Origin of the sequence: Pantoea sp. CTOTU46764, assembly GCF_031974595.1 — a bacterium.
Lineage (GTDB): Bacteria > Pseudomonadota > Gammaproteobacteria > Enterobacterales > Enterobacteriaceae > Pantoea > Pantoea trifolii.
In genome coordinates, this window is the sequence record NZ_DALYOQ010000008.1 from 1 (window position 1) to 22,743 (window position 22,743).

Annotated in this window: 19 protein-coding genes; 10 read left to right on the forward strand and 9 right to left on the reverse strand. The window is 56.7% G+C overall.

Annotated elements, in window-relative coordinates:
* Nucleotides 1-483: 483 nt before the first annotated feature.
* The gene (locus RTM06_RS04740; protein WP_008110154.1) at nt 484-969 is read right to left on the reverse strand and encodes an RrF2 family transcriptional regulator; all 486 of its coding nucleotides are present in this window, start codon (nt 967-969) and stop codon (nt 484-486) included.
* A 158-nt stretch (nt 970-1,127) separates the two neighbouring features.
* Nucleotides 1,128-2,327 carry an MFS transporter gene (locus tag RTM06_RS04745; protein WP_409455788.1) on the reverse strand — a complete coding sequence of 400 codons (1,200 nt, stop codon included), beginning with the start codon at nt 2,325-2,327 and terminating at the stop codon, nt 1,128-1,130.
* Between the two features lie 157 nt (nt 2,328-2,484).
* Here RTM06_RS04745 and tus point away from each other — a divergent pair, with 157 nt between their 5' ends.
* The 4 genes from tus to RTM06_RS04765 all read left to right on the forward strand — a co-directional run bounded on the left by tus (nt 2,485) and on the right by RTM06_RS04765 (nt 5,311).
* Nucleotides 2,485-3,414 (forward strand): DNA replication terminus site-binding protein, encoded by a 930-nt coding sequence (tus, locus tag RTM06_RS04750; protein WP_312180316.1) that lies wholly within the window; start codon nt 2,485-2,487, stop codon nt 3,412-3,414.
* A 94-nt stretch (nt 3,415-3,508) separates the two neighbouring features.
* Nucleotides 3,509-4,072 (forward strand): fasciclin domain-containing protein, encoded by a 564-nt coding sequence (locus RTM06_RS04755; protein ID WP_222210489.1) that lies wholly within the window; start codon nt 3,509-3,511, stop codon nt 4,070-4,072.
* Between the two features lie 43 nt (nt 4,073-4,115).
* Nucleotides 4,116-4,670 carry a sigma-70 family RNA polymerase sigma factor gene (locus RTM06_RS04760; protein WP_008110146.1) on the forward strand — a complete coding sequence of 185 codons (555 nt, stop codon included), beginning with the start codon at nt 4,116-4,118 and terminating at the stop codon, nt 4,668-4,670.
* Nucleotides 4,667-5,311, forward strand: coding sequence for an anti-sigma factor domain-containing protein (locus tag RTM06_RS04765; protein WP_312180319.1), 645 nt, complete (start codon nt 4,667-4,669; stop codon nt 5,309-5,311). The genes RTM06_RS04760 and RTM06_RS04765 overlap by 4 nt, the downstream gene beginning before the upstream one ends.
* A gap of 44 nt (nt 5,312-5,355) precedes the next feature.
* Here RTM06_RS04765 and fumC read toward each other — a convergent pair whose 3' ends face one another.
* The gene (gene fumC / locus RTM06_RS04770) at nt 5,356-6,753 is read right to left on the reverse strand and encodes a class II fumarate hydratase (protein WP_154152367.1); all 1,398 of its coding nucleotides are present in this window, start codon (nt 6,751-6,753) and stop codon (nt 5,356-5,358) included.
* A 197-nt stretch (nt 6,754-6,950) separates the two neighbouring features.
* Here fumC and manA point away from each other — a divergent pair, with 197 nt between their 5' ends.
* Together manA and RTM06_RS04780 are read left to right on the forward strand one after the other, a co-directional pair.
* The gene (gene manA, locus RTM06_RS04775; RefSeq protein WP_312180320.1) at nt 6,951-8,126 is read left to right on the forward strand and encodes a mannose-6-phosphate isomerase; all 1,176 of its coding nucleotides are present in this window, start codon (nt 6,951-6,953) and stop codon (nt 8,124-8,126) included.
* 131 nt (nt 8,127-8,257) lie between these two features.
* Nucleotides 8,258-9,757, forward strand: coding sequence for a YdgA family protein (locus RTM06_RS04780; protein WP_312180322.1), 1,500 nt, complete (start codon nt 8,258-8,260; stop codon nt 9,755-9,757).
* Nucleotides 9,758-9,782: 25 nt separating this feature from the next.
* Here the strand turns inward: RTM06_RS04780 and malI are convergent, their stop codons facing one another.
* Nucleotides 9,783-10,811, reverse strand: coding sequence for a Mal regulon transcriptional regulator MalI (malI, locus tag RTM06_RS04785; RefSeq protein ID WP_312180324.1), 1,029 nt, complete (start codon nt 10,809-10,811; stop codon nt 9,783-9,785).
* Between the two features lie 174 nt (nt 10,812-10,985).
* Between malI and malX the strand changes: the two genes are divergently transcribed.
* The 3 genes from malX to add all read left to right on the forward strand — a co-directional run bounded on the left by malX (nt 10,986) and on the right by add (nt 14,867).
* On the forward strand, nt 10,986-12,572 hold the full coding sequence (gene malX, locus RTM06_RS04790) for a maltose/glucose-specific PTS transporter subunit IIBC (RefSeq protein WP_265296869.1): 1,587 nt from the start codon (nt 10,986-10,988) through the stop codon (nt 12,570-12,572).
* Nucleotides 12,572-13,750 carry a MalY/PatB family protein gene (locus RTM06_RS04795; RefSeq protein WP_312180328.1) on the forward strand — a complete coding sequence of 393 codons (1,179 nt, stop codon included), beginning with the start codon at nt 12,572-12,574 and terminating at the stop codon, nt 13,748-13,750. Before malX ends, RTM06_RS04795 begins: the two co-directional genes overlap by 1 nt.
* Before the next feature lie 118 nt (nt 13,751-13,868).
* Entirely contained in the window at nt 13,869-14,867 is a 999-nt protein-coding gene (gene add / locus RTM06_RS04800) for an adenosine deaminase (protein WP_312180329.1), read from the forward strand.
* A 106-nt stretch (nt 14,868-14,973) separates the two neighbouring features.
* On the opposite strand, the gene RTM06_RS04805 is transcribed toward add, so the two are convergent.
* From RTM06_RS04805 to RTM06_RS04825, 5 genes are all read right to left on the reverse strand, one after another.
* Nucleotides 14,974-16,014, reverse strand: a complete 1,041-nt coding sequence (locus RTM06_RS04805; RefSeq protein ID WP_008110233.1) for an oxidoreductase — start codon at nt 16,012-16,014, stop codon at nt 14,974-14,976.
* 77 nt (nt 16,015-16,091) lie between these two features.
* Nucleotides 16,092-17,009: an arabinose operon transcriptional regulator AraC gene (gene araC, locus RTM06_RS04810; RefSeq protein ID WP_008110234.1), complete on the reverse strand. Its 918-nt coding sequence runs from the start codon at nt 17,007-17,009 to the stop codon at nt 16,092-16,094.
* A 67-nt stretch (nt 17,010-17,076) separates the two neighbouring features.
* Entirely contained in the window at nt 17,077-18,063 is a 987-nt protein-coding gene (gene araH / locus RTM06_RS04815) for an L-arabinose ABC transporter permease AraH (RefSeq protein ID WP_312180331.1), read from the reverse strand.
* Between the two features lie 17 nt (nt 18,064-18,080).
* Entirely contained in the window at nt 18,081-19,601 is a 1,521-nt protein-coding gene (gene araG / locus RTM06_RS04820; protein ID WP_312180333.1) for an L-arabinose ABC transporter ATP-binding protein AraG, read from the reverse strand.
* A gap of 101 nt (nt 19,602-19,702) precedes the next feature.
* Nucleotides 19,703-20,686: an arabinose ABC transporter substrate-binding protein gene (locus tag RTM06_RS04825; RefSeq protein WP_312180335.1), complete on the reverse strand. Its 984-nt coding sequence runs from the start codon at nt 20,684-20,686 to the stop codon at nt 19,703-19,705.
* Between the two features lie 365 nt (nt 20,687-21,051).
* Here RTM06_RS04825 and RTM06_RS04830 point away from each other — a divergent pair, with 365 nt between their 5' ends.
* The gene (locus tag RTM06_RS04830) at nt 21,052-22,737 is read left to right on the forward strand and encodes a ribulokinase (RefSeq protein WP_312180337.1); all 1,686 of its coding nucleotides are present in this window, start codon (nt 21,052-21,054) and stop codon (nt 22,735-22,737) included.
* The last annotated feature ends 6 nt before the right edge of the window (nt 22,738-22,743 follow it).

Here is a 22,743-nt window from a genome sequence, read left to right on the forward strand (position 1 = left end):
CTCTGCGCTCGGCGCTGCGGATGGCGCGCAACACCGCCGCCTGTGATGACAGTGCCCGATATGGTTTTTCGTTGGGAACGTATTCATGCGCACCAGGTCGCCATGAATGGCGACCCTATGGGATTTGCAGCGATTGTGAGCCAGGAAAATGCATTGTTGCTGCAGCACGGGTGTTGAAGCGACATCCTAACCCGCTGAGCGAATGAGGGATTCCAGGGCGAGCCGCATGGATGCGGCGAGAGGTGGCGCTGAGCAGGAGCGAATCGACACCGGTCCGTCAGGAATCGTGAATGAGTGAAGGTACCGCGAAGCGGCGGGTTGGGCTGGCGCAAGGCCCGGGAGTGCAGAGGGCGCGGCCAGGCGTCCTCTGCTCGGTCGCCGCACGAAGGTGCTGCAACTGCCTCAGCACATGGCGAACGAAAGTCGCTCTGCGCTTAACTGAGCGGCATTACGCCATGAATGGCGACCTTACGGGGTGTGGTTTTAGCGGCCTTTCTTACACAGGTCGGCGAGTTCGAGGTCGGGCAGCTCTTCGCAGTTGCTGGTGTCGTTATGCTTCAGCTCAGCCAGCGCGTCCGCGACGGTGCGGGTTTCCAGCACTTTCAGCGACGCTTCTTCAGCCTCTTCCGCAATCGATTTGAAATACCAACACAGGTTGGCGCTGACCAAACAGCGCGGTGCCACATCAGGGCGCGATGCCCAGAGTTTTTTATCTTCAATCACAGACGTATAAATGTCGCGCAGCGTGATCTCAGCGGCCGGGCGACCCAAATGAATCGAGCCGGTGCGGCCAAGCGTTGAGACGATGATGCCGTCACGCGTGAGCGGAACCATAAGTTTCCGAATGAAACTGGGGTTCGCTTCAAGACCATACGCCAAAATGGCACTGGTCGAGCGTTTACCCAGTTGCTCCGCCATCGCTACGCTCAAAACCATCTGCAAAGCTGTCGGGAAGCGGTAATCAAGCATTTCTGTATCCTGAGTTGCGGTTATCTTGTTGTTTTTATGCCGCGACAGTGAGTAATCAATGAGCAATAAATATAACAAACACTGTTGCTTTTTAGAAGTCAACGTCCGTGATCCAGGCACGTATTCCCCATTTAATCGGGCAGAAGCGCACAGGCTGCTTAGTTTATCACTCCCCTATCCGACTGTGGGCTGGCCTGCGGCAACTTCTGCTGCAAAAACACCACCAACAGCACGTTAATCAACGCCAGAACGCATAACAACCACAGCGTGGCGCTGGCTCCGAGGTGCTGAAACACATAGCCGCCAACCAGCGGCGTCAATGCCTGACCGATCAAGGCGGGACGCGCCATGCGCCCGACCACAATCGCATAAGCCTCTGGTTTGACCATCACCAGCGGTAAAGTTCCCCGCACAATGGCGCGCAAACCATTTCCGGCACCGTACAGCACCATGCTGAGCACCGCAAACTGCGGATAACACGCCAGCAGCAGCAAGCCGAGCGCCACTAATCCCACCGAGAAAAAGGTGGTCCAGATTGGATGACCGCGCTTAAAGGCGATATCCACGATGCGTGATCCGACCTGACACGGGCCGAGAATCGCGCTGATGGCCAGCGCCGACGCCAGCGTGTGCCCGCTGGCCTGCAGCAAGGTGATCAGCTGCACCGAAATGGCCGTCATGATCACCGATGCGAGAGTGAAGATGCTGCACAGCAGCCAAAACAGCGTTGGCGCCAGTTCGTCGCCCTGCGCGGTGGGTTTTGCTTTCGCGGCGGCGATTTTCCCTTCTGGCGCGGGAAGCGCGTAAAGATACGCGGGCAATACTGAAACACACAACAATCCGGCGATAGCAAAACAGGCACCGCGCCAATCCAGCCAGTGAATCAACAGCGCGGTACCCGGCCATACTATCGTGGTACAGAAGCCGGAGATTAACGTGATGCCGGTAATTGCGCCGCGCGCCTGGCCGCCGTACAGCGTACCGAGCGTGGCAAACAGCGCATCGTACAGGCCCATCGCCATACCCATGCCGATAATCAGCCAGGCAAACAGAAACAGCGGCAGGTTATGACTCAATCCCATAATCACCAGACCAAGCGCCATCACCGCCCCGCTCGCCGCCAGCAATGCTCGGCCATAAGTGCGGGAAATCAGTCGCCCGCTCAGCGGTGCCAGCAAACCGGAAATCAGCATGCCGAGCGATAGCGCGCCATACACCCATTGTTGCGACCAACCGGTTTCCGCCACGATGGGATTGGCCATCACCGCCATAAGATAGAAGGATCCGCCCCATGACAGGATTTGCACTAATCCAAGCGTAACGATGGCGGCGGCAGGTGGCTTTGGCTGAGGCTTCACAACAATTATCCATTAGCAGGCAAAGTATTGTTATAACACGTTCATCCCGCTGGAAAAATCCCGCCGTTGGCTGCTTAACAAAATCCTTGCGCGGCGCTGGCAGACCAGCGCCTAAGCCAGTACACTGAAAAGTATGTTGTAACTATGGAGGCCATTTATGGCTCGTTATGATTTGGTTGCCGACCTGCACGACTGCGTCAACGCGCTGGAAGCAGGTTTAGCCGCGTTGCGTCATCAGATTGAGCAGCAACCGCTGCTGATTGCGCGCGTGTTTAGCCTGCCGGAAATCGAGAAAGGCCGCGAGCATGATGAAATTGAACGCATCGCGGTGACGCAGCATCTTGGCAAAACGGCACGCGACATGGCGCTGGCGCACTATTGCCGCCTGTTTATGCAGCATCAATCGGAAAAACTCAGCACCAAAGCCGCCGTGCGCCTACCGGGCGCGATTTGCATCGAAGCCGACGGCGATGTGTATGAACAGATTACGCAGCAGGTTGCGGAGATAAATACCCTGAAGCAGCGGCTGGAACAGCTGATAACCGTGGAATCGGGCTTGCCGAGCGAGGCGCGTTTTGAGTTTGTCCACCAGCATCTGCGCGGGTTAATTACTCTTAACGCTTACCGCAGCGTGACGCTGCTTAACTCGCCGGACAGTTTGCGCTTCGGCTGGGCGAATAAAAATATCATCAAAAACGTTACCCGTGATGAGGTGGTGGAACAGCTGGAGCGCAGCCTAAAGGCCAATCGCGCTCAGGCGCCGTGGACGCGCGAGCAGTGGGCGGAAAAAGTGCAATTGGAGCTGGAAGCGATCCTCGCGTTACCGGCGGGTGCGAAGCTTAAAATCAAGCGTCCGGTAAAAGTGCAGCCGATTGCCCGCGTGTGGCGCGCCAGCGAAAAGAAACAGGTGCAGCTTGCCTGCCCTTCTCCGCTGCTGGTGCTGTGCCGCGATCGCACCCAGGTACCGATTTTGGGTGAGCTGCTGAACTACGATGCCGATAACGTGGCTTATCGCCACAAACCGCTGGCCGAGCCGCTGCATCTGATCATTCCGCGCCTGCATTTATGGAGCGATCGGCAGGTTTAAAAATAAATTTCAAAATCACTGCATCCAATTCATCACCTGTCCTCGTATATCAGAGTGTGAGCAACTTCTTCGCTCCCTACTACGAGGATTTATGATGAAAAAGCTAATGGGCATTGCAGTCGTATCCAGCACTTTACTGTTCACCGCAGGCGCATTCGCCGCGATGGATAATGGCTCCGTGATGGTAGGCGGAGCAGCGATGTATCCACAAAAAAACATCGTTGAAAACGCGCTGAACTCCAAAGATCACACCACGCTGGTTGCTGCCGTCAAAGCGGCGGGCTTGGTGGAAACCCTCGAAGGTAAAGGTCCGTTTACCGTCTTCGCGCCAACCAATGCGGCCTTCGCCAAATTGCCAGCGGGCACCGTTGAAAGCCTGGTGAAACCGGAGAACAAAGCGAAGTTGACCAGCATCCTGACTTATCATGTGGTGGCGGGCAAATACGACATGAAAGCGCTGGAGATGAAAATCAAGCAAGGTGGCGGTCATGCCGAGCTGAAAACCGTCAATGGCCAACCGTTGTGGATTATGAATAATGGCCCGCACAATATTCAGCTGAAAGATGGTCAAGGCAATGTGGCGAATATCAGTACTTATGACGTCAATCAGAAAAATGGTGTGATTGATGTGATTGATACCGTCTTAATGCCTAAGTAATTGCCTATACTCGGGTTGGGCATTTTAGCCAACCGGGAAGATGATGGATAATAGGCTAACAGAACAATTAGTGACGTTATTGCCGGCGATCGCACAGGGCGATCGCCGCGCGTTTGAACAACTCTATCGACTGACTTCGCCACATCTTTTCGCCCTCACCCTGCGTATGTTACGCCAGCAAGGCTGGGCGGAAGAGGTGCTGCACGATTGCTATCTCACTATCTGGAACCGCGCCAACGCCTACGATGCCGCCCTTAGCGCGCCGATGACATGGATGACGCACATTGTGCGCAATCGCTGCATTGACGGGTTACGCAGCGGACAAGCGCGCATGACGCTCAATACAGAAGAGTTTGACGATCTGCTGCAGATAACGGCGGAAGACGAACAGAATACCTGGCACGATCCGGCGCAAGCCGATCGCCTGCGACACTGCATTGGTCATCTGAGCAGCGAACAGCAGCAAAGCATCACGCTCGCCTATTATCAGGGGATGTCCCACAGTGATATTGCCGCCTGGCTACAACAGCCGGTTGGCTCGGTTAAAAGCTGGATTCGCCGCGCGCTGGAGCATCTGCGGGAGTGTGTGGGCCTATGAACGAAAACGTACAACGCGATGATGCCTTAGCGGCCGAGTATGCGCTGGGCACCTTAAGCGAGCTGGCGCGTTTGCGCTTTGAGCGCCGGCTGCGCAACGAACCTGAACTCGCGGCTAATGTCGCACGCTGGCAAACCCTGCTGGCGGGCCTTGATAATCAGCTTGCGCCCGTCACGCCGCCGGAAAAGGTGTGGAAGAAGATTACGTTGAGCTTGCCTGAGCAACGCGCGATTCGAGCCAAACGTCATAATGCGGGCTGGCTGGCGGCCGCCAGTTTCGCGGCAATCGCCCTGCTCGCCTCACTGTTCCTGCAGCCACCAACGTTAACGCCGTTGACAGTACTTAACGATGCTCAGCATCAACAGCAATGGGTGGTCAGCGCGGACAGCAAACTGGCGCAGCTGAGCCTGACGCCGTTACATCCGGTGGCCATCGCCGATAACACCAGTTTGCAGCTGTGGCTGATTCCGCCAGGTAAAGCGCCGATTTCGCTGGGTTTATTGGATAACCAGAAGGCAACCGATGTTGCGTTAAATAGCACGATTTCTCGTTCAGGCGTGATCGCTATCAGCCTTGAACCGCGCGGCGGCTCGCCAACGGGCCAGCCAACCGGTCCAGTGCTGTATAGCGGGCAGTTGTAAACGAAAAAGGCCGTTCATTTGAACGGCCTTAGCTTTTTCAACCGCTATTGCTTCATGCTGCCAACCATCTCTTCCGGACGTACCCACTCATCGAACTGCTCTTCGGTCAGATAGCCGAGCTTCAGCGCCGAGCCTTTCAGCGTCAGGCCCTCTTTATGCGCTTTTTTGGCGATTTCCGCCGCTTTGTCGTAACCGATATGGGTATTCAGCGCGGTGACCAACATCAGCGATTCGTTCAGCAACTGATCGATACGCTCGCGTACCGGCTCAATGCCAATCGCGCAGTGGTGATTGAAGCTGTCCATACCGTCGGCCAGCAGACGCACCGATTGCAGGAAGTTGTGGATCACCATTGGACGGAACACGTTGAGCTCAAAGTTGCCGGACGCGCCGCCAATGTTCACCGCCACGTCGTTGCCCATCACCTGGCAACACAGCATGGTCAGCGCTTCGCACTGCGTCGGGTTCACTTTGCCCGGCATAATTGAGCTGCCAGGTTCGTTTTCCGGGATCGCCAGTTCGCCGATGCCGCAACGCGGGCCGGAAGCCAGCCAGCGTACGTCGTTGGCAATTTTCATCAGCGAAGCTGCCAAACCTTTCAGCGCTCCGTGTGCGTGGACCAGCGCATCGCAGGTCGCCAGCGCTTCAAACTTGTTCGGCGCGGTAACAAACGGCTGTTTGGTCAAATCGGCCAGCGCTTTCGCCACACGTACCGCGTATTCAGGATGGGTATTCAGGCCGGTACCAACGGCGGTGCCGCCCAGCGCCAGCTCCGCCACGTGCGGAATACTGTTTTCGATGTGCTTGAGATTGTGCTCGAGCATCGCCACCCAGCCGGAGATCTCCTGGCCGAGCGTCAACGGGGTCGCATCCTGCAAGTGGGTACGACCAATCTTGACGATATCTTTGAAGGCGTCGGACTTCTCACTCAGCGTCTTTTTCAACACGTGAATCTGCGGAATCAGCTGCTCCCGCACGGCGATGACCGCGGCCACGTGCATGGCGGTGGGGAACACATCATTGGAGCTTTGGCTTTTATTCACGTCGTCATTGGGGTGTACCAAACGCGACATGCCACGCTCGCCGCCAAGAATTTCACTGGCGCGGTTGGCCAGCACTTCATTCATGTTCATGTTGGTCTGGGTGCCGGAGCCGGTCTGCCAGATCGCCAGCGGAAACTCATCGCTGTGTTTATCTGCCAGCACTTCGTCGGCGGCTTTAAGAATCGCCTGAGCGCGATCGGCAGGAAGCAAGCCGAGATCCTGGTTCACCTGCGCCGCCGCACGCTTGGTCAGCGCCAGCGCATGCACCAATGCCACTGGCATTTTCTCGGTTGAGATTTTGAAATGTTCCAGCGAACGCTGGGTTTGTGCGCCCCACAACTTATCTGCCGGTACTTCGATCGGTCCCATTGAGTCTTTTTCAATGCGATTGGCTGCCATGACTACGTCTCCTTAGCTCAGATTTTGAGGTTTCCGCTCTAAACGCCTTCCCGCGACGCCGTTGAGCGAGCAAGATTGTCACATACAAGAATTTAACATTATGCGAGCTTATAGCCTTTATTGCACTTGTTCGTGTATTTTCTATGGCACTTTCTGCTTTAATAAGCCTATTTACTTACGGTTATTAAGGGTAAACGATGCAAAAATTGAACAATTCGCTGCAAAATTACGCCTGGGGCAGCAAAACTGCGCTGACAGAACTCTACGGCATCGAAAATCCTCAAGGTTTGCCGATGGCGGAGCTGTGGATGGGCGCACACCCGAAAAGCCCTTCGACCGTTGAGGTCAACGGTGAAGCGCGTTCGCTGCGCGAAGTGATTGATGCCGACAAGGTCGTCACGCTAGGCAATGCGGTGGCGGAACGTTTCGGCGAGCTGCCGTTCCTGTTTAAAGTGCTGTGCGCCGATCAGCCGCTGTCGATTCAGGTACACCCGAGCAAAGCCGCTGCTGAAGAGGGTTTTGCGCGTGAAAATGCTGCTGGCATTCCACTCAGCGCCGCTGAACGTAACTATAAAGATGCCAATCACAAACCCGAATTAGTGTATGCGCTGATGCCATTCCAGGCGATGAACGGTTTCCGCGAGCTGCATGAAATTGTTTCGCTGCTGGAACCGGTGGCCGGTGCGCATCCGCAAATCGCCCACTTCCTGGAAAATGCTGACGAAGCCAACCTGGCAAAACTGTTCGCCACGCTGCTGTCGCTGCAAGACGAGGCCAGATCGCGCGCCATCGGCGTACTGAAATCGGCGCTCAACGCGCGTGAAGGCGAACCGTGGCAGACGATCAAATCCATCGCCAGCGATTATCCAGACGACAGCGGGCTGTTTTCGCCGCTGCTGCTCAATGTGATCACCCTGCAGCCGGGCGAAGCGATGTTCCTGTTTGCCGAAACGCCGCACGCCTACCTGAAAGGCGTGGCGCTGGAAGTGATGGCGAACTCCGATAACGTGCTGCGCGCCGGTTTGACGCCAAAGTTTATCGATATCCCGGAACTGCTGGCTAACCTGAAGTTCCAGGCAAAACCGGCCGCGACGCTGCTGACGCAGCCGCAGCGCGACGGCGAAACCCTGAACTTCCCGATTCCGGTAGAAGATTTTGCCTTTGCCATTCATGGGCTTTCCGCTGCACCGCAAGCGCTGGCACAAAACAGCGCTGCCCTGCTGTTCTGCATTGAAGGCCAGGCGGTGATTGAGAAGTCCGGTCAACAGCTGGTGCTAAAGCCAGGTGAATCCTGCTTTGTCGCTGCCAATGAGTCGCCAGTCAACGTGGCGGGCACCGGTCGTCTGGCGCGCGTGTTTAATACGCTCAACTGAGTTCCGGTGACGCTGCCAGCATTAACTGCTATTCTTTCAAACTATTAATTTAAAACGCCTGAGGGCGTTTTTCTTCACCCGTCGCGCACCGACCAGCGGCGTGCGGACGCAAGGATAAGGACGACACAGCGATGAAAAAGACCCAGGTTGCCGTAGGTGTAATTGTGGCGCTCGGCGTGATTTGGACTGGTGCTGCATGGTTTACCGGTAAACAACTGGAAAGCCACATGGATCAGATGTTGCAGAATGCCAATGCGCAGCTGAATGCTTACGCACCGAACAGCCGACTGACGCTGAGCTATCAGGATTATCAGCGCGGTGTGTTCAGCAGCAAAACCAAGTTGGTGGTGCAAGCCAGCTCGCAAACCAATGACAACCCGCTGTTGAAGCCAGGTCAAAGCATCGTGCTGAACGAGACTATCGATCACGGTCCTTTCCCGTTCGCCCAGTTGAAGCGCGGCAGCCTGATCCCAAGCATGGCGTCAGTGCATACCGAGCTGGAAAACACCGATGCGGTGAAGAAACTGTTTGAACTGACCAACGGCAAGTCGTTGGTTAATGCTGATACCCGCGTTGGTTACAGCGGTGCAACCAATACCGATCTCAACCTGCTGGCGGTGGATTACAACAATCCGCAGACCGGTGATCGTCTGGCCACCAACGGCGGCACGCTGAACATCAGCGCCGACAATAAAGGCGACAAAGTCAGCCTCGACGGCGACTTCTCCAGCATCGCGGTCACCAGCAAAAATCAGGTGGAACAGCCAGTGCTGTTCACGCTCAATGGCCTGAAGCTGAGCGGCGATACCCACCTCAGCCCGGAAGGCGTGCGCGTTGGCGATCAGTCGATCTCCCTGGATAAACTCGATGCCAGCATCAACGGTCAGGAAGGTTTGTCACTGGAGAAGCTGAAAACCACCTCTTCCTTCGATAATAAAGAGGGCAAGATTGGCGGGCAGCTGGACGTCAAGGTTGACAAGATCACCCTGCAGAAACAGCCATTTGGTGAAGCTAAGCTGGCGATGAAGTTTGCGCAGTTCGATGCACAGGCGGTGAAAGCCTTCTCGGATACTTACAACGCGCAGATGCAGGACCTGCTGAACCAGCCGGGCGTGGCGGAAGATCCAATTCGCTATCAGGCCAGCGTGCAAACCATCCTGCGTAATAACCTGCCAACGCTGCTGAAAGGCTCGCCAACGCTGAGCATCGCACCGTTGAGCTGGAAAAATGACAAAGGTGAAAGCACCTTTAACCTGAACGTCGGCTTTAACGATCCGGCCACCGTGACCGGCGAAGCGCAGAGTTTGGGTGCCGCAGTGGATCGCGTGCTGAAAACCCTCGACGGCAAGCTGGCAATCAATATGCCGATGGCGACAGAAACCATGCGTCATGTCGGTTTGGCGGAAGGTTATCAGGGTGATGATGCGCAGAAGCTGGCGGATCAGCAGGTGAAAGGTTTAGCGGCGATGGGCCAGATGTTCCGCCTGACGCAGCAGCAGGATGACAACATCGTCACCAGCCTGCAATACGGCAACGGTCAGGTCACCATGAACGGCGACAAGATGACGCTGGAGCAGTTCCTGTCACGCTATATGCTGGGCGCCCCAACCAGCGAAGGTATGCCAGAGTAATTAGTGGGGCGGCCAACTGGCCGCCCTAAACTTCCCCGCGTATCAGCTGCGGCGGCACAATCAAACTTTGAATCTCTGATTCCGGCTGCGCCAGCCGCTGCAACATCCGTTCCGCCGCCCTTCTTCCTACATCACGCGCTTCGCTGCTGACAAAGGTCATGGTGGGATCGTGCAACTCCCGCTGCGGATCGTCATTAAAGCCCACCAGCGCCAGTTGCTGCGTGTAGTAGCTATCGACTGCGCCTTCACCAAAGGTTCGCCCACAGCGTAACGCACCAAAATAGCAACCGAGCGCGGTGCTGCCGTTATGCGCCAGAATCGCGGTAATACCCGGATGCTGACGCAACAATTGCAGCGTTAATGCCGACACGCTTTGTTGGCGATCGTCACACTCAATAATCCAGTCGGATCGAAACGGCAAACCGTATTGCAATAAAGTGGCGCAGTAGCCGCCAATCCGCTCGGCGCGCGTCAGAGACGATCCCAAACCGCCCATCCAGGCGATGCGCTGATGGCCCTGACGAATCAGATACTCCGTCGCCATGCGCGCCGCCTGACTATTATCGGGACGCAATGAGTCAACGTTATCCAGGCTGCTGGCGCGCGAGGCACAGACTAAGGCGATGTTCTGTTCCTGCGCCTGCGGCACCAGCGTTTCCGCCTGCGCCACCGCGCCGCCGAGCACAATCCCTTCCGCGCCCTGCGCCACCAGCGTGTCAAAGCAGCGTTTAAGATGTTGGCCGTGCTGACCGCTTTGTGTCAGCACCAGCACTTTGCCCTGCTGCTCCAGCACTTCACTGAGCCCGGCCGTCATCGCAGCATAAAATGGCTGGCTGAGATCGCGCACGATCAAGCCGATCACGCCGCTTTCGCCGCCGCGCAAGATTGAGGCCGAACGATTACGCACATAGCCAAGCTGCTCAATCGCCTGATTGACACGTGTGGCCGTAGCGGGCGAGATACGCCCTTTGCCGGAGAGCACCAACGACACGGTAGAGACCGACACCCCGGCGACCAACGCCACATCATGAATAGTGGTTTTCTGCTGGGACATAGCCTTCCGTTACCCACGTCCAAATTCAAAGAGGTAAAACGTTACACTGATTGCACCAAAAATAAAGTCTGCAATTAGTCACTCTTTGTGATTATAGCCACAAAAATAAGTGATAAAACGTTTTATCATCCTTGACCACATTGAAGCCTTTCACTTTTATTGCCAGGAGAATCTATGTCCGCCAGTCGTCCCAAAATGTCACTTTGGGAGTTTTTCCAAAGTCTGGGCAAAACCTTTATGTTGCCCGTCGCGCTGCTTTCGTTCTGCGGTATCCTGCTCGGCATCGGCAGTTCGCTCAGCAGCCGCGATGTGCTCACGCTCATCCCCGCGCTCGATCAGCCTTTCCTGCAATATCTGTTTATCTGGCTGGCGAAGATCGGTTCCTTTGCCTTTAGCTATCTGCCGGTGATGTTTGCCATTGCCATTCCGCTCGGTATGGCGCGCGAGAACAAAGGCGTGGCAGCGTTTGCCGGTTTTGTTGGCTATGCGGTGCTGAACCTGAGCATCAACTTCTGGCTCAACATCAACGGCATTCTGCCAACCACCGATGCGGCGGTGCTGAAAGCTAATAACGTACAAAATATCCTCGGCATTCAGTCCATAGACACCGGTATTCTCGGCGCGGTGATCGTCGGTATCGTGGTGTTTTGGTTGCATGAGCGTTTCCACAACATTCGCCTGCCGGATGCGCTGGCGTTTTTTGGTGGCACGCGCTTCGTACCGATCGTCACCGCGATGGCGATGGGCGTGCTGGGCTTGGTGGTTCCGCATATCTGGCCCTTCTTCGCCCGTGCGATTACCGGCCTCGGCTGGGTGATCAACAGCGCCGGTGAATTTGGCCCGATGATCTTCGGTACCGGCGAACGTCTGCTTTTACCGTTTGGTTTGCAGCACATTCTGGTGGCGATCATCCGCTTTACCGATGCGGGCGGCACTATGGATGTGTGCGGTAAAAGTGTCAGCGGTGCGTTGACCATCTTCCAGGCGCAGCTGGCATGTGCGGATACGCACGGCTTTGCCGAGAGCGCCACACGCTTCCTGTCGCAGGGTAAAATGCCGGCCTTCCTCGGTGGTTTGCCAGGCGCAGCATTGGCGATGTATCACTGCGCCCGTCCGGAAAACCGTCATAAAATTAAAGGCCTGCTGATTTCCGGCGTGGTGGCGTGCGTCGTGGGCGGCACCACAGAACCGCTGGAATTCCTGTTCCTGTTCGTTGCGCCGGTGCTGTATCTGATCCACGCACTGCTGACCGGTTTGGGCTTCACCGTGATGGCGATGCTGGGCGTAACTATCGGTAATACCGACGGCAACGTGATCGACTTCTTCGTCTTCGGCGTGCTGCACGGTCTCTCCACCAAGTGGTATTGGGTGCCGGTGATTGCTGCAGTTTGGTTTGTGTCTTATTACGTCATCTTCCGTTTTGCCATCAGCCACTTCAATATCAAAACGCCAGGTCGCGAAGTGGAAAGCAACAGCGTGGAGCAGCAGGTTAATCGCGCGGCTGTCGGTAAATCCGGCTTCAACACGCCAGCGATTCTGTCGGCGCTGGGCGGCGTGGAAAACATCACTTCACTGGATAACTGCCTGACGCGTCTGCGCATTACCGTGGTTGATATGAGCAAAGTGGATGATGCAACGCTGAAAGCCAACGGCGCGATTGGCGTGGTGCATGTTAATGCCACCAATCTGCAAGTGGTAATGGGCCCGCAGGTGCAGTCGGTCAAAGATGAGATGGCACATCTGATGAGCGCGACGGTGTAATGATGCAAGGTTTTGATTTCAATCAGGTGGTGGATCGCCACGGCAGCTGGTGTACGCAGTGGGATTTCGTGGCCGATCGGTTTGGCGTGACGGACTTGCTGCCCTTCACTATCTCCGACATGGATTTCGCCACCGCACCTTGCATCATCGAGGCGCTGCAACAGCGCCTCACGCACGGGGTGTTTGGTTACAGCCGCTGGCAGCATGATGATTTTCTGTCTGCCATTCAACACTGGATGCGCAGCCGTTTCGCTACTGACGTCGCGGCAGAATCGCTGATTTATGGTCCGTCGGTGATTTACATGGTGGCGCAGCTGTTGCGCCACTGGACGCAGCCGGACGATGAAGTGCTGATCCACACGCCTGCTTACGATGCGTTTTACCACACCATCAACGGCAATCAGCGTCGCGTGCTGGAGCTGCCGCTGCAGCGCCATGGAAGTGAATGGGTCTGCGACATGGCGCAGCTGAAAAGCTTGCTGGCGCGTCCGCGCTGTAAGGTGATGCTGCTGTGCAGTCCGCATAATCCTACCGGCAAAGTGTGGCGCGAAGACGAGCTGCGCCAGATGGCCGCGCTATGCGAAAAGCATGGCGTGAAGGTGATCAGCGATGAAATCCATATGGATATGGTGCTGAGTGATGCGCGGCATACGCCGTGGAGCCAGGTTGCGCAGTCCGATTGGGCGCTGTTCACCTCGGCCTCCAAGAGCTTCAACATTCCGGCGCTGACCGGCGCGTGGGGCATCATTCCAGATGAGCGCGATCGTCAGGCATGGTTCCACGCGCTGAAGCAGCAGGATGGTTTATCCTCGCCGGCAGTCATGGCGCTTGCCGCTACCATCGCCGCGTATCGTGATGGCGCGCCGTGGCTGGATGCGCTGCGTACCCACTTACGTGGCAATATGCAGCACATTGCAGGACGGATGAACACGGCGTTTCCGCAGCTTAACTGGCAGCCGCCCGCCGCTACTTACCTGGCGTGGATCGATCTCAATCCGCTTGGCATTGACGAACAGGCGCTGCAACAGCGTCTGATTCATCAACACAAAGTGGCAATCATGCCCGGTTCAACTTACGGCGCAGCCAGTCGCGGTTATCTGCGTCTCAACGCCGGTTGCCCGCGCAGCAAGCTGGATGATGGGCTTGATCGTCTGATCGCCGGGTTAAAATCGTTCTGAAATGCGACGGATGCTGATTAATTCAGCATCCGTTTTCCTGTTTGCGCAAATCGCTGGCGCTGTTGCGCAAGATGTTTTTATAATCCTCTGCACTTTATGAAACTGAAGCGAGTGCGCCATGATTGATCTAAAACTCCCCCTCACCGACATTCACCGCCACCTTGATGGCAATATCCGCGCACAAACCATTCTCGATTTAGGCCGCCAGCATAATCTTGCGCTGCCCGCTGATTCGCTTGATACATTGCGTCCGCACGTGCAGGTCACCGCGAATGAACCGGATCTGGTGAGCTTCCTGCAAAAACTCGACTGGGGCGTGAAAGTGCTGGGCGATCTTGATGCCTGCCGTCGTATCGCGCTGGAAAACGTCGAAGATGCGGCGCGCGCCGGCATTCACTATGCGGAACTGCGCTTCTCACCGGGCTATATGGCGATGACCCACAAGCTGCCGATTGCCGGCGTGGTTGAAGCGGTGATGGATGGCGTGCGGGCCGGTATTCAGCAATACGGCGTCGATGTGCGCCTGACCGGCATTATGAGCCGTACCTTTGGTGAAGAAGCTTGCCTGCGCGAGCTGGAAGGTTTGCTGGCGCATCGCGATGGCATCACCGCCGTCGATTTGGCCGGTGACGAATTAGGCTTCCCAGGCAGCGAATTCCTCAGCCACTTTAATCGTGCGCGTGATGCCGGTTTCCGCATTACCGTTCACGCCGGTGAAGCCGCAGGCCCGGAAAGCATCTGGCAAGCGATTCGCGAGCTGGGCGCGGAGCGTATTGGTCACGGCGTGAAGGCGATTGAAGATCGCGCATTGATGGATTTCCTTGCCGAGCAGCGTATTGGTATTGAATCGTGCCTGACCTCGAATATTCAGACCAGCACCGTGTCGTCGCTGAGCAGCCATCCGCTGAAAACCTTCCTGCAGCATGGCATTCTCGCCACCATAAATACTGACGATCCGGCGGTTCAGGGCGTTGAGCTGGCACATGAATATGAAGTGGCGGCACCGCAAGCGGGATTGACGGCGGAGGAGATGCGTCAGGCGCAGGATAATGGCGTGACCATCGCGTTCCTGAGTGATGCCGAGAAAGCCGCGCTGCGCGCACGCGTGGCGGGATAATATCCCCTCTCCCGCGTGCGGGAGAGGGTTAGGGTGAGGGATAAAGCGCACGGAGTGTTTTCCCCTCACCCCGGCCCTCTCCCAAAGGGAGAGGGAGTAAAGCGAATTAACGCAACGACATAGTCTGGCGCTTCTCGGCGGACTGTAAGCCCAGTTCGATCAACTCCATCACCTGAATCGCCTCTTCTGCCTGCACCGGATTTGCACCTGTGCCCGCAATCGCATCACGAATGCCTGCATAATATGCTGGATAGTTGCCCGGCAAGGTCAGCAGCTCTTTCTCCACCATCACATCGCCTTCCGCCAGCGTCAGCGTACCGTTGCGCATGTCGTAGCCCCAATCTTCCTGTGGCGGACGTTCACCCGCTTTCAGACGATCTTCCTGCGGATCGAGGCCGTACTTCACGTAGCTGCCGCGCGTACCGTGCACCACAAAGCGTGCTGATTCCGCCGCCACCAACATGCTGGCGTGCAGCACCACGCGGCGCGTTGGATAGGTCAACACGGCATGGAAGTAATCGGTGGTTTGAGCGCCTGGACGCAGCTCTGCCATATCGACATTGATGGCGACCGGCGTGCCAAACAGCTGCAGCGCCTGGTCCAGCACGTGCGGACCAAGATCGAACCAAATGCCGCTGCCCGCGCCTTTCATTTCACGCCAGCGCTGACGCACTTCCGGGCGGAAACGGTCAAAGTGGGATTCGAAGTAACGCACTTCGCCCAAGGTGCCGTCGTTCAGCAGCGATTTCAGCGTCAGGAAATCGCTGTCCCAGCGACGGTTATGGAACACCGACAGCAGCAGACCTTTGGCTTTCGCCAGCGCATCCAGTTCACGCGCCTGTGACAACGTCACGGTAAATGGCTTATCGACCACCACGTGTTTACCGGCGTTGAGTGCCGCTTTAGCTAAGGGGAAATGGGTGTCATTCGGGGTCGGAATAACAATCAGTTGCAGTGTCGGGTCGTCCAGCAGCGCCTGAGGATCGGAAACCACCTGCACTGACGGCCAGTCAGCATGCACTTTGCTGGCATCGCTGCTTGAGATCGCCGCCAGCTCAACATCCGGCGTACCGGCGATCAAGGGAGCATGAAAGGTTTTGCTGGCAAAACCGTAGCCGATTAGGCCGACACGTAATTTATCGCTCATTCTCATTCCTCTTATTCGTTACCAGACTGATTTAAGACGAATCAGTCTATAAGAACAAGGCGGAATCACCTGAAAACTCAGGAAATAGCACTCCGTGCGGATTGCCAGCTTTCGTGAGCCACCAACGCATCCTGCGCATCCTGGCTGCGGCGGCGGAAGTCGCTGGGGCTGACGCCAACGCGTTTGCGGAACACGCGCGAGAAGTAGAGCTGGTCGTCGTAGCCCACTTCGCGGCCAACAGAAGCGATCGGTTCCTGGGTGGTTTGCAGCAGCAGTTTGGCGCGGATAACGCGCTGATCTTCGCGCCAGCGCAGCAGATTAATGCCCATTTGCTCGCGGAACAGATGCGCCAGCCGTGACGGCGACAGGCAAACATGGCGCGCCACTTCTTCAATCTTCACTTCGCCCGCCAGATGATTAGTGACGTACTGGCAAGCTTCAATCACGCGTGGATCGCGAATCTGTTGATGGCTGCGCGGGTCCTCTTCCACCGCACGCAGCAGCAGGCGCTCCAGCAGGTTCATCGCCAGCTCTTCGGCGAAGCGACGTCCGGAATTGTGAGTTTGTTCGATGCTGGCGAACAGGCGGTCAAATTCGGCACGCTGCGCTTCTGACAGACGCAAACGCCCTACGCCCTGACTTTCATCCTGCCACTGCAACCAATCGGTCCAGTACGCGCGCGGACGGAAATAGACCCAGCGATGGAACCAGCACGGGCTATCGGGCGCGCGGCCATAATAGTGCGGGGTTTTCGGTTGAAACAGCAGCAGATCGCCCGGCTCGCAGTCGAAGGCGGATTCACCATCAAACACGCGGCCCTGACCTTTAATGGTCAGATTGAGGATGTAGCCTTTCATGCCGTGCGGACGATCGATAAAGAAATCGAGCGCGTCATTGGCGTTAATCGGCGTCAATCCTGCCACCAGCCAGGCATTGAACGCATAGCCCGGCAATAAGGGATTCTGCTGCTCACTCGGGGGTTCACGATGGTACATAGTGGCCTCACTTATCGCGTGAAATGCGGCGAGCGCGCCCGCTATCCGGCGCGCTCAGCCTTGGTTATCAGGCGGCTTTGCTTTTCTGTTTGTAGCGGTCAAAAATCACCGCCGCTAACAGTATCAAACCGCGCACCACATACTGTGAGAATGGCGAGATATTCAATAAATTCATCGCATTCTCAACCGTGCCGAGGATCAGCACGCCCGCTACCACATACGAAATTTTGCCGATGCCGCCTTTCAGCGAAACGCCGCCCAGCACGCAAGCCGAAATCACAATCAGCTCATAACCGAGCGACGTCATTGGCTGGCCGCTGGTCATGCGCGACGCCAGAATGATGCCCGCCGCCGCCGACACTAAACCCGACAAGATGAAGATGATGATGCGCGTACGCACCACCGGCACACCGGCCAGACGTGCCGCTTCTTCGTTGCCGCCAATTGCCAGCGTATTGCGGCCAAAGGTGGTTTTGTTTAGTAAGAAGCCGAAGAGCACCATGGTGGCGATGGTGAGCCAGATGGGTGCCGGTACGCCGAGCCAGTTAGCGTAACCGAGGGTAAAGAAGCGCTCGTCCTCAATGCCCACCGCTTTGCCGTCGGAAAAGATATAAGCCAGGCCGCGCACAATCTGCATGGTGGCCAGCGTGGTGATCAGCGCGTTGATTTTCAGCCGCGCGATGACGAAGCCGTTGATGAAGCCCGAAGCCATGCCGAGCAATAAACCGGCCGCGACGCCAATCCACAGGCTTTCGGTCATGTTGATCACTACCGCGGTGACCACACCGGCGCAGGCGATCACCGACGCCACAGAGAGATCAAAGTCGCCGGAGGCGAGGCAGAACAGCATGCCGCACGCCACCATGCCGGACATCGACATCGCCAGACCGAGCCCTTTCATATTGATGATGGAGCCAAAGTTCGGCACGAAAATGGCACAAACGATAAACAGCAGTGCGAACACCACCAGCATGCCGAAGTTGTCCCAAATCCGCCCGAGTTGCAGCCCGTTGCGCTGCACCGGTGGCGTGTTGGAAGTGGTAGATGAAGCCATTATTGCTCTCCTTTACATCAGGCCACGGCGGCCGCTTGAGTGGTTTTCGGCATCGCCAGGCTCAGCGTCAGCTGCTCTGTGGCCGTGTCGTGGGACAGTTCACCGGCAATTTCACCTTCACGCATCACCAGAATGCGATCGGCTAATCCCATCACTTCCGGCAAGTCGCTGGAGGCAAATAGCACCGCAATGCCTTTTTTCGCCAGGGCATAAATCAGGTTGTAGATTTCGTGTTTGGCACCAACGTCAATGCCTCGCGTCGGCTCATCCAGCAGAATCACGTTCATCTCTTCCGACAACCAGCGGCCCAAAATCGCCTTCTGCTGGTTGCCGCCCGACAGGTTCATGATCAACTGCTGCGGACCCGGCGTTTTGATGTTGAGGGAACGAATGTGGATATCGGCGTTTTTCGCCTCCCAGCTCGGTTTGATCAGGCAACCAGCGGTGAGATTATGGCGACGCGCGCTGATGTTGATGTTATCGCGTACCGAATGCACCGGAATAATGCCCTCCGATTTGCGATCTTCCGGGCACAGCATGATGCCGGCGCGAATAGCGTCGATCGGCTGGCGAATGTTGAGCTTGTTGCCATCCAGCGTCACGGTGCCGCCGCGCAGTTTGGTGGCACCGAACAGCCCTTTCATCAGTTCGCTGCGTCCCGCGCCCACTAAGCCAAACAGGCCCACGATTTCACCGGCGCGCACCGTTAACGAAATCGGCGTGCGCACGCCCTTCGCCTCCACCGCGTCCAGCTGCAGACGCACCGGGCCTAGTTCACGCGGCGCGTAACCATAAATATCCCCCAGATTGCGTCCCACCATCGCCTGCACCAGATCGTCGTGATGGGTGTTTTTCATGTCGGTGAAGGTGCGCACGTAGCGACCATCTTTAAACACGGTGATAGCGTCGCTGAGCGCAAAAATCTCCTCCATGCGGTGCGAGACATACAGTACGGTGCGGCCCTGCTCGCGCAGCTGACGGATCACGCGGAACAAGTGTTCAATCTCGCGCGCCGACAGCGAGCTGGTCGGTTCATCAAAGGCGATGATGCGCGCGTTACGCGCCAGCGCTTTGGCAATCTCCACCATCTGCCACTGGCCGAGCGACAGATATTTCAGTGGCATATCCGGATCGATATCCATGCCGAGATTTTGCAGCTGCAAACCGGCTTCATAGCGCAGCAGTTTGCGATTCACCAAACCACGCTTGTGTGGCAGCTGGCCGAGATAGATGTTCTCCGCCACGCTCATTTCCGGCACCAAGTGCAGTTCCTGGTAAATGATCGCCACGCCCGCGTCCAGCGCATCCACGGTGGTGTTAAAACTCTTCGGCTGGCCTTTGATACGAATCTCACCGCCGCTCGGCTGATAGCTGCCGCTGAGGATCTTCAACAGCGTCGATTTACCGGCACCGTTTTCCCCCATCAGCGCGTGCACTTCTCCGGCACGGCAGCTGAATGAGATGTCCTGCAGCGCTTTCACGCCAGGAAAGGTTTTGCTAATGCCATGAAACGACAGAAAGGCTTGATCAGTGTTCATGGAAACTCCTAAGTCATGGACTGAGGTGCGCATGTATGCGCACCCTACAAAACCGCTTCGTAGGGTCGCCATTTATGGCGACCTTCCAAAACCGCTGCTCCTTACTTCAGCCCTTTCTTATCCAGCTCGGCTTTGAAGTTATCGCGGGTAATCAGCACCACATCGGTGACTTCGGTGAACTTCGGCGGCTCCTGATCTTTGGTTACCCAGTTGTAGAGCATCTGGCTGCTCTTATAACCGTGTACGTCCGGGCTTGGCAGCAGCGAACCGTAGAAGCCGGTGGCGGAACCTTTCGACAGCTCACTCACCGCATCAACACCGTTGATGCCGATACCGATCACGTCTGGCGCCTTGAAGCCCTGACCTTCGGTGGCGCGCACGCCGCCCAGCACGGTGTTATCGTTCATGCCGAGAATCAGCCAATGCTTCACTTGCGGATGCTGCACCAGCAGCGAGTTACCGGCATCAAACGCGCCTGGGATATCGTTGGATTTGGTCGGGACCTGATAAATCTGCTTCTCCGGGAAACCGGCGGCTTTCAGCGCGTCCATCGAACCGCTGGTGCGACGGCGTGCGGTGTCGAGCTCGTTGGCGGTGATGGCCATCACGCCAGTCTCTTTCACATCCCAGCCGCGTTTCTGCATCTCTTTATACAGTTCTTGTCCCTGACGCTCGCCGATCTTGGTCGCGGCCATCATCACTAATGGCACGGTATCCATCGGCTTGCCTTTGGCGGTGACGAACTGGTCATCGACGGCGATCACTTTCAGACCGTAACCGCGCGCTTTAGCAACAATCGCCGAGCCGAGTTTGGGATCCGGCGTACAGATAACAAAACCTTTCGCGCCGCTGGCGGCGAGGCTATCGATAGCGTTGAGGGTTTTCTCGCCGTCAGGCACCGCAATTTTGATCACTTCGAAACCGAGATCCTTGCCGGCTTTATCCGCGAATTTCCATTCGGTCTGGAACCAGGGCTCTTCCGGTTGTTTGACAAGGAAACCGAGTTTCATGGTCTCGGCGATAGCGGATTGTGACATAACCGCAGCGAGACCAACCGCCGCCAGCGTTTTAGTGAATTTATGCATGATGCTCTCCGGCACAATGTTGTTTTAGGCTGTTATTAACCAATCGGTGTAAACGCTACCAATCAAATCATTCTGTGGGGTACAGCTAAAAATCAGCGCGTTAGCACAAAGGTTGTACAAAGGCTGCGCAAACGCTGGGCTAGTTGTAGCGGGAATGGAAAGGAAAAATGTAGAGCGGTATCACATCCCAAAACGATGACAAAATCCTCCATATATTCAGCAAATTTAACCGGTCGTTAACTTTTGCTATGGATCACACATCCTCGCCGATGGCAGAAAAGTGCATATTCTCAGCGACTGATGACTAACCGCTTCTGCCGCCCCATTCCAGGATAGAGCCAGATAACTCACACAGGAGAATCCCAATGGGTGCTGGCACCATAACAATTGGGCTGGATTTCGGCAGTGACTCGGTGCGTGCGCTGGCCGTGGACTGTCACAGTGGTAAAGAGCTGGAAAAAGCGGTGGTCAACTATGCACGCTGGGCCAACGGTGAATTTTGCGATGCGCACGCCAACCGTTTTCGTCACCATCCGCAGGATTATATTGATGCGTTAGAACAGGCGATTGTCACCGTGGTTAACGCCTTAACGCCTGAGCAGCGCGCCGCCGTGGTCGGGATTGGCGTGGATTCCACCGGCTCGACGCCCGCGCCCATCGATCGTGATGGCAACGTGCTGGCGCTGCGCCCGGAATTCGCCAGCAATCCCAACGCGATGTTTGTGCTGTGGAAAGATCACACCGCGATTGAAGAAGCCGAAGAGATCAATCAGCTGTGTCGAAGCGGTCGTTTCAACGATTACACCCGCTATATTGGCGGCGTGTATTCGTCGGAGTGGTTCTGGGCCAAGATACTGCACGTGTCACGCGCCGATGCTGCGGTACGTAACGCGGCAGTGTCTTGGGTGGAACTGTGCGATTGGGTGCCCGCGTTACTCAGCGGCACCACCGCACCCGCGCAACTGCGTCGTGGACGCTGTGCCGCCGGGCACAAATCACTGTGGCATCCGGAGTGGCAAGGCTTGCCGCCGGCTGACTTCTTCCGCGCGCTCGATCCGCTGCTGGTCGAGCAGCTCGATTCTCCCCTGTTCGAAGAAACCTGGACCGCCGATGTGCCAGTTGGCACGCTCAGCAGCGAATGGGCACAGCGCCTCGGCTTATCAGAGAAGGTGATACTTTCGGGCGGCGCGTTTGACTGCCACATGGGCGCGGTCGGTGCTGGTGCGCAGCCGTATACGCTGGTGAAAGTGATTGGCACCTCAACCTGCGACATTCTGATTGCCGACAGCGACACCGTTGGCGACCGCGCCATCAAAGGCATTTGCGGCCAGGTGGATGGCAGCGTGGTGCCAGGCGCGATTGGCTGCGAAGCCGGTCAGTCAGCGTTTGGCGATATTTATGCCTGGTTCAGCCGCCTGCTCGGCTGGCCATTACAGCAGGCGGCGCAGCAACATCCCGAGCTGCAACCGCAGTTAGCCGCGCTGCAAAAAGATCTGATCCGCAACCTCACCGAAGCCTGGGCGGCCAATCCGCAACTCGATCATCTGCCAGTAGTACTCGACTGGTTCAACGGCCGCCGCACGCCGGATGCTAATCAGCGCTTAAAGGGCGTGATCACCGATCTCAACCTTGGCACCGATGCGCCCGCGCTGTTTGGTGGCCTGATCGCCGCGACCGCGTTTGGCGCGCGCGCCATTATGGAGTGCTTCGAACAGCAGCAGATTCCGGTGCAGAGCATCCTGACGCTCGGCGGCATCGCCCGCAAATCCCCCGCCATCATGCAGGCGTGCTGCGACGTGATGAACCGTCCGCTGGATATCGTTGCCTCTGACGAGTGCTGCGCGCTCGGTGCTGCCATTTTTGCCGCCGTCGCTGCGGGCGTGTATGCCGATGTGCCTGCCGCCCAGCACGTGATGGCCAGTCCGATTGATGTCACGCTGCAACCCAACGCCGAGCGCGTGGTGGTTTATCAGCAACTTTATCAACGTTATCAAAACTGGTGCCAGGCCGCTGAACCGCAGTATGCCGCGCGCACCGCATCCGCTCAGTAAAGGAGA

What these genes read in the sequence shown, in the direction of transcription:
- RTM06_RS04740 (WP_008110154.1), bottom strand. Translation starts at nt 969, where the DNA reads ATGCTTGATTACCGCTTCCCGACAGCTTTGCAGATGGTTTTGAGCGTA.
- tus (WP_312180316.1), top strand. Translation starts at nt 2,485, where the DNA reads ATGGCTCGTTATGATTTGGTTGCCGACCTGCACGACTGCGTCAACGCG.
- RTM06_RS04755 (WP_222210489.1), top strand. Translation starts at nt 3,509, where the DNA reads ATGAAAAAGCTAATGGGCATTGCAGTCGTATCCAGCACTTTACTGTTC.
- RTM06_RS04760 (WP_008110146.1), top strand. Translation starts at nt 4,116, where the DNA reads ATGGATAATAGGCTAACAGAACAATTAGTGACGTTATTGCCGGCGATC.
- RTM06_RS04765 (WP_312180319.1), top strand. Translation starts at nt 4,667, where the DNA reads ATGAACGAAAACGTACAACGCGATGATGCCTTAGCGGCCGAGTATGCG.
- fumC (WP_154152367.1), bottom strand. Translation starts at nt 6,753, where the DNA reads ATGGCAGCCAATCGCATTGAAAAAGACTCAATGGGACCGATCGAAGTA.
- manA (WP_312180320.1), top strand. Translation starts at nt 6,951, where the DNA reads ATGCAAAAATTGAACAATTCGCTGCAAAATTACGCCTGGGGCAGCAAA.
- RTM06_RS04780 (WP_312180322.1), top strand. Translation starts at nt 8,258, where the DNA reads ATGAAAAAGACCCAGGTTGCCGTAGGTGTAATTGTGGCGCTCGGCGTG.
- malI (WP_312180324.1), bottom strand. Translation starts at nt 10,811, where the DNA reads ATGTCCCAGCAGAAAACCACTATTCATGATGTGGCGTTGGTCGCCGGG.
- malX (WP_265296869.1), top strand. Translation starts at nt 10,986, where the DNA reads ATGTCCGCCAGTCGTCCCAAAATGTCACTTTGGGAGTTTTTCCAAAGT.
- RTM06_RS04795 (WP_312180328.1), top strand. Translation starts at nt 12,572, where the DNA reads ATGATGCAAGGTTTTGATTTCAATCAGGTGGTGGATCGCCACGGCAGC.
- add (WP_312180329.1), top strand. Translation starts at nt 13,869, where the DNA reads ATGATTGATCTAAAACTCCCCCTCACCGACATTCACCGCCACCTTGAT.
- RTM06_RS04805 (WP_008110233.1), bottom strand. Translation starts at nt 16,014, where the DNA reads ATGAGCGATAAATTACGTGTCGGCCTAATCGGCTACGGTTTTGCCAGC.
- araC (WP_008110234.1), bottom strand. Translation starts at nt 17,009, where the DNA reads ATGTACCATCGTGAACCCCCGAGTGAGCAGCAGAATCCCTTATTGCCG.
- araH (WP_312180331.1), bottom strand. Translation starts at nt 18,063, where the DNA reads ATGGCTTCATCTACCACTTCCAACACGCCACCGGTGCAGCGCAACGGG.
- araG (WP_312180333.1), bottom strand. Translation starts at nt 19,601, where the DNA reads ATGAACACTGATCAAGCCTTTCTGTCGTTTCATGGCATTAGCAAAACC.
- RTM06_RS04825 (WP_312180335.1), bottom strand. Translation starts at nt 20,686, where the DNA reads ATGCATAAATTCACTAAAACGCTGGCGGCGGTTGGTCTCGCTGCGGTT.
- RTM06_RS04830 (WP_312180337.1), top strand. Translation starts at nt 21,052, where the DNA reads ATGGGTGCTGGCACCATAACAATTGGGCTGGATTTCGGCAGTGACTCG.